Annotated in this window: 5 protein-coding genes and 4 tRNA genes; 6 read left to right on the top strand and 3 right to left on the bottom strand. The window is 44.0% G+C overall.

From position 1 onward, the window contains the following. Window positions 1-379: 379 nt before the first annotated feature. Entirely contained in the window at window positions 380-1,720 is a 1,341-nt protein-coding gene (pssA, locus tag AC6R05_RS00045; protein WP_500646216.1) for a CDP-diacylglycerol--serine O-phosphatidyltransferase, read from the bottom strand. Window positions 1,721-1,811: 91 nt separating this feature from the next. Next, entirely contained in the window at window positions 1,812-2,243 is a 432-nt protein-coding gene (locus tag AC6R05_RS00040; protein ID WP_032550051.1) for a GNAT family N-acetyltransferase, read from the bottom strand. Between the two features lie 66 nt (window positions 2,244-2,309). On the opposite strand from AC6R05_RS00040, the gene murB reads away from it, so the two are divergent. Beyond that, a complete protein-coding gene (gene murB / locus AC6R05_RS00035) occupies window positions 2,310-3,356 on the top strand; it encodes a UDP-N-acetylmuramate dehydrogenase (protein WP_500646215.1) in 1,047 nt (348 codons plus the stop codon). After that, window positions 3,353-4,318: a bifunctional biotin--[acetyl-CoA-carboxylase] ligase/biotin operon repressor BirA gene (gene birA, locus AC6R05_RS00030; RefSeq protein ID WP_500646214.1), complete on the top strand. Its 966-nt coding sequence runs from the start codon at window positions 3,353-3,355 to the stop codon at window positions 4,316-4,318. Before murB ends, birA begins: the two co-directional genes overlap by 4 nt. Window positions 4,319-4,349: 31 nt before the next feature. On the opposite strand, the gene coaA is transcribed toward birA, so the two are convergent. Beyond that, on the bottom strand, window positions 4,350-5,273 hold the full coding sequence (gene coaA, locus AC6R05_RS00025; protein ID WP_032550054.1) for a type I pantothenate kinase: 924 nt from the start codon (window positions 5,271-5,273) through the stop codon (window positions 4,350-4,352). Between the two features lie 209 nt (window positions 5,274-5,482). Here coaA and AC6R05_RS00020 point away from each other — a divergent pair. The 4 genes from AC6R05_RS00020 (at window position 5,483) to AC6R05_RS00005 (ending at window position 5,890) form a co-directional block, all read left to right on the top strand. Further along, window positions 5,483-5,558, top strand: a tRNA-Thr gene (locus tag AC6R05_RS00020). Window positions 5,559-5,601: 43 nt separating this feature from the next. Then, a tRNA-Tyr gene (locus AC6R05_RS00015) sits at window positions 5,602-5,686 on the top strand. Window positions 5,687-5,725: 39 nt separating this feature from the next. Next, window positions 5,726-5,800: transfer RNA gene (locus AC6R05_RS00010), tRNA-Gly, on the top strand. Between the two features lie 14 nt (window positions 5,801-5,814). Further along, window positions 5,815-5,890, top strand: a tRNA-Thr gene (locus AC6R05_RS00005). The last annotated feature ends 97 nt before the right edge of the window (window positions 5,891-5,987 follow it).

The raw sequence follows: 5,987 nt of genomic DNA, 5'->3' as shown, positions 1-5,987 counted from the left end.
CCCAACAGCTTTTGGTTTATTAGAAAGCCTACTCTTACGATTAGGCTTTGGTCGTTTCTAAGGATAGATGTCTTAGCCTTAGACCTGTGATTCTAATCCTACTGACTACTTCATATAAACTTAAGCAGATATGTTCGGGCACTATATCCGCTAACATAAATAGTCGCCTTGTTAGGTTATAAGATCAGTTCCCGACATAGTTGATTGAGGTGATAAACCTGAAAGATGTATCAGATCTTTATTACCTGTTCAGTGGAAGTAGAGCTCATTGTAAACCGTTGATAAGGCAGAGCAGCCAGAGAAAACTATCTCGTATTACAGATATAAAAACGCCCAGCGACTGCTAGGCGTTAAAGTAGAGATAATTTAAAGCTGATACTTATAGAATCTGTTTAAGCACTCTATCAGCCTTTACACGCGTTATCTTGCGAATTAGCTTCTGTACTTCGGTTGGATAGCTATCAACTTTGTCTAGCTGCTTATAAGTGCAGATCAGCTGAGTATGTTGAAGGATATTATCGACTTCAGCTTGGAATTTCTCAGCAAGGTGATTGTAGTTATCCTGGATGAAAATACCGTTCTCAAGATCGAGTTTCCAAGCTCTTGGGTTCAGGTTGTTACCAGTAAGAAGCATGTAGCGCTTATCTACCCAAATACCTTTCAGGTGGAAGCTGTTTGAGTCGTGCTTCCAAAGGTGGATAGACAGTTTACGACTTGCAATGTTCGCCTCATTCGCTTTCGCAAAACGACGAAGGTTTAGCTCATATAGGTAAGGCAGGCCACCAATGGTCTTGAACTCTTCTTCTGGAGAGATAAAGAAGTCATTCGCCGTTTTATCACCAACAACAATACTTACCTTTACCCCACGTTTAAGGGCTTTTTTCACTTCCTTCGCGAGACTAGGTGGGAAGTTGAAGTAAGGGGTGCAGATGAAGATTTCATCTTTGGCTTGAGCGATCAACTGATTGATGCCTTGGTTTAGGCGGTTGCGGCGTTTACCAATGCCAACGAGCGGAGTCACTGCCACTTGCTCACTTGAGACTTCTTCGCTCTTAAACTGATATTGAGAGCGAGCTAGTGTCGATCGGAACTGACGGATCGCAGATTTAATCTGTTTAGTGGTTGGTTTGCTATGATCGGCTAGATTATTTACCGCTGTATCCGCAACCATTTGATCTTGTACGTAGCTGAACATGGTGTCAGCAAGAGTTTTATTGTTTAAAACATGGTAACGGTCGAAACGGTAACGGTCGTGATAGTTCAAGTAGATGTTGTTGAGGCTTGCACCACTGTAGATAACCTTATCGTCAACGACGAACCCTTTCAGGTGAAGCACACCAAAGACTTCTTTGCCGCGAACAGGGATGCCATAAACAGGGACGTCATGTTCATACTTATCTGCGAATGCTTTATACATTGCAGCGTTACCTTCTGATGATTCCGCACCAATAAGGCCACGCTGAGCTCGGTGCCAATCAACACAGACACTGATATCAAGCTGAGGGTTGCTTTGCTTAGCTTCATACAGTGCAGTAAGGATCTCACGACCTGCTTCGTCATCTTCTAGATAGAGAGCAACCAGACAGATACGCTGAGTTGCTTCAGAGATCTCTTTAAGTAAACGAGTTCTGAACTCTTGTGCTGATAACAGTACTTCAAACTTATCGGGGTTCTGAGCTACAGTGGGTAACTGTATGAATGGATTCCTACTAGCAATCATATTGACTGTTTGACCTTAAAAATATGCAAAATTGCGAACAGCGAATTTTACCAAAGGCAAATGGCGAATTACTAGATAATCGAGGCATTCTCTAACAATTTTGCTGATAATGCATAGGAATGAGATCTTTTCCACTATTTGTATAGCGCTCGAAGAGGTTTTTCAGGCTATTTGGCAGCTCTTGAGGTGTTATTTTTACGAAATGGTGGCGGCTATAAAAGTTCTCTAAATGGGCGTAAGCAAAGCAATAATCTTGCTCATTCAACGTATTTTCTTCACAGTAGTCCATCAACTGTTTCCCCAGTTGTTGCCCTCGATACTCTTTTGAAATGGCCATTCCTGTCAGTAAGCGAAACTGCTCGATTGTGCGAAGACGAACCACTCCTAATAATTGGTTATCGATGGTTAACGAGTAGATTAACTCGCTCTTGTTAGCTTTACCGGAGGGGTAATGCTCTTTATAGAAGCGCTTAACTAATGGAACTTTGATCGGATCCAGCTGAGCTATTATTACATTGTTCATTCAATCACTGCGCCGGTTGGGTAACTGCTGTAGAATGGAGGCAGTTTAGTTTAATTGAATATCGCCATGCAATCTTATCTCAATGCCAGTTTGAAAAAGGCACATACCTTCTCTATCGAGCAGACTTGTGATGTGCTTATTGAAATCCGCTCTATAGACGATCTGATCTCTGCTTACCAATCCCCACAATGGAGCCACCTTCCGAAATTGATGTTAGGCAAGGGTAGCAACATGCTATTTACCGAGCACTTTGCAGGCTTAGTGATGGTGAATAAGCTGGAAGGGATTGAGCAAACCGAAACTGAGACACACTATAAACTTCATATTAGTGGTGGTGAAGACTGGCCAAGCTTGGTGGAGTGGTCTGTAGAGCAAGGCATTGGTGGATTAGAAAATCTAGCCATGATTCCTGGATGTTCAGGTTCTGCCCCGATTCAGAATATCGGTGCTTATGGCGTTGAATTGCAAGATGTATGTGAATACGTTGATATCCTGTGCTTAGATACATACACGGTAAAGAGGTTAAATCGCGAAGAGTGCCAATTTGGTTATCGTGATTCGATATTCAAGCACGCCCTTTATGGTAAAGCAATCGTGGTCGCAATTGGTTTAACCTTGAGTAAAGACTGGCAACCATGTAATCACTATGGGCCACTCAAATCGTTGGACATGGAGACGATTTCCCCTCGTGTAATCTTTGATGAAGTCTGTGCTATTCGCTCAAGCAAGCTTCCTGATCCTGCAGTAAATGGTAATGCGGGCAGCTTCTTCAAAAACCCGGTGATCGAAAAGGATCACTATGATCGCTTAACTCAAACTTATCCAAATATTGTTGGCTATGAGAGTGGCGATAAGATCAAAGTGGCTGCAGGTTGGTTGATCGATCAATGCCAGTTCAAGGGGCACAAAGAAGGGGGCGCTCAGGTTCACCCAAATCAGGCCTTGGTTTTGATCAACTACAGTGATGCTTCTTCTTCTGATGTTGTCCGTCTAGCAAACCAAGTTCGCTCAGCAGTTAAAGAGAGGTTTGGTATCACGCTTGAGCATGAAGTGAGGTTTATGGGTAAAGATGGTGAGATCAATCTCGATATCGCACTGGAGGCGCTAGCATGAGAGACCATACAACCAAGTTAACCCTGCTTAAAGCTCTGGCTGATGGCGAGTTCCATTCAGGTGAAGCGCTAGGCGAGCTGATAGGTGTTTCTCGTGCAGCTATCAGTAAGCATATTAAGGGTATACAAGAGTGGAGACTGGATATTTATCGAGTGCAAGGTAAGGGCTATAAGCTCGCTCAGCCACTGAACATGCTTGATGATTCGAAGCTTAAGGCGCCTGGCGTAGACTCTTCCCTAGAACTTATACCAATTATCGGTTCTACAAACCAACACCTGCTTGATAAAGGAGACTCTCTAGAGTCAGGTTCGGTATGTATTGCAGAATACCAAGCTGCTGGGCGTGGTCGCCGCGGACGCGAATGGGTATCCCCGTTTGGCGCCAACTTATATTTGTCAATGTACTGGCGACTGGATGCTGGTATGGCAGCGGCAATGGGACTGAGTCTCGTCGTTGGTGTTGCCATTGTAGAGGCTCTCGAGGAGATGGGTGTTGAAGGCGTCAAGCTCAAATGGCCGAACGACCTATATCACAATGATAAGAAGCTTGCGGGAATCTTGGTTGAGCTTTCAGGACAGTCTGGTGGTGCAGCTAATATCGTGATCGGTATGGGCCTAAACTTATCAATGGATCCAAATACATCGGGTATTGGACAACCATGGACTTCGTTAAAAGAGGTCTGCGGAGGTCAGGTACCGGACCGCAATGAGCTCGCGCAGGCATTAATTAATGCCTGGTATAAAGCACTTGATGAGTATGAGCTCAAAGGAATGACAGACTTTGTTGGACGCTGGAATCGATTAGATAACTTCCTAGGACGTTCGGTTCGTTTGATCATTGGGCCGAGAGAGATAGAAGGTACGGTCAAAGGCATTAATGAGCAAGGTGCTGTTCTACTAGAAACTGAGAATGGCATTGAAGCCTATATTGGTGGCGAAATCTCACTGCGCAAAGCGGACTAGTTGCCTCCCAAAATACGAAAAGTCATCCTCACTACTTGCGTAGTAAAACCTCTTCAACCATATGATCAGCGCCCTTACGTAGAATAAGGTGCGCTCTTTCTCTGGTTGGTAAGATATTCTGCTCTAAGTTGAGACCATTAATCGACTTCCAGATATTCTGAGCCTTATCGACCGCTTCTTGATCATTGAGCAGGGTGTAGTGGCTAAAGTAAGAACCTGGTTTGGCGAATGCACCCTCACGGAACTTCATAAAGCGATTCACATACCACTCTTGAATTTGCGCGCTGTCTGCGTCGACATAAAGAGAGAAATCCAAAAAATCTGAAATAAACACACGATGTGGTTCGTGTGGGTAGTTCATACCGCTCTGCAGTACATTCAGTCCTTCGATGATCAAGACATCTGGAAGATCGACTTCTTTCACTTCGTCAGTGATGTTGTAGGTTAGGTGTGAGTAGACAGGCGCCTGCACATTACGCTTACAGGCTTTGACATCGGAAACAAACTTCACCAAGCGCTTAATATCGTAAGACTCAGGAAAGCCTTTTTTGCCCATTAAGCCTTTTTCTTGAAGTACTTCGTTTGGATATAAAAAGCCGTCAGTGGTCACCAGCTCAACTTTTGGGTGGTTGTCCCAGCGAGAAAGTAGGGCTTTCAGTAGTCGAGCGGTGGTGCTTTTCCCTACTGCGACACTGCCTGCAATGCCAATAACAAAGGGAGGCGCTTTCTCATCTTTATCCAAAAACTGCTGAAGCACCGAGTTACGGTTCTGTCTTGCAGCCACATAGAGGTTTAATAGACGTGAGAGGGGTAGGTAGATCTCTACCGCTTCTTCCATCGTCAATTTTTCATTGATCCCTTGAAGCTCTTTTAAGTCATTTTCTGACAGTGTCATGGGAACTAAATTTCTTAGTTCAGACCAGCGTTCGCGGTCAAATGACATAAATGGGCTCATAAAAACTCTATAGTGGGTTACAAAACAAGTGCATGGAAAATACATCATGCGATGGATAAATAAAATATATTCGTGAGAGAGATGTGGATTAAAGAGACAAACTTAATAAGAAATACCCGCTAAATTTCATTACTTATTAGATTTTTCCATTTTTTTTCAATTTACTATTGCAAGGTGGAAAATCATTCAATAAAATGCGCCCCACTTGTGCCGACTTAGCTCAGTAGGTAGAGCAACTGACTTGTAATCAGTAGGTCACCAGTTCGATTCCGGTAGTCGGCACCACTTTCTTCCCTCTTGAGGGAGCGAGAAGAAAGCTTAAAAATTTGGAGGGGTTCCCGAGTGGCCAAAGGGAGCAGACTGTAAATCTGCCGGCACTGCCTTCGATGGTTCGAATCCGTCCCCCTCCACCATATTCTAAAGGTTAAATAGCTCAAACAGAGTTACGTGTTGCGTGCATCGTATAATGGCTATTACCTCAGCCTTCCAAGCTGATGATGCGGGTTCGATTCCCGCTGCACGCTCCAACTCAAATTTGTGTGCTGATATAGCTCAGTCGGTAGAGCGCACCCTTGGTAAGGGTGAGGTCCCCAGTTCAAATCTGGGTATCAGCACCAGTCTAAAGCTTCTTCTCCTTTAAATTAAAAAATAACCATTTTTTTTGGTTGCGTGGTCATCAAAGCCACTTAATCCGTACCTAGAGGGACACCCCAT

Source organism: Vibrio sp. R11-SG3-ISO9 (assembly GCF_059834255.1).
Note: the sequence above shows the minus strand (reverse complement) of the source record. Positions and strands in the feature narration are given on the sequence as shown.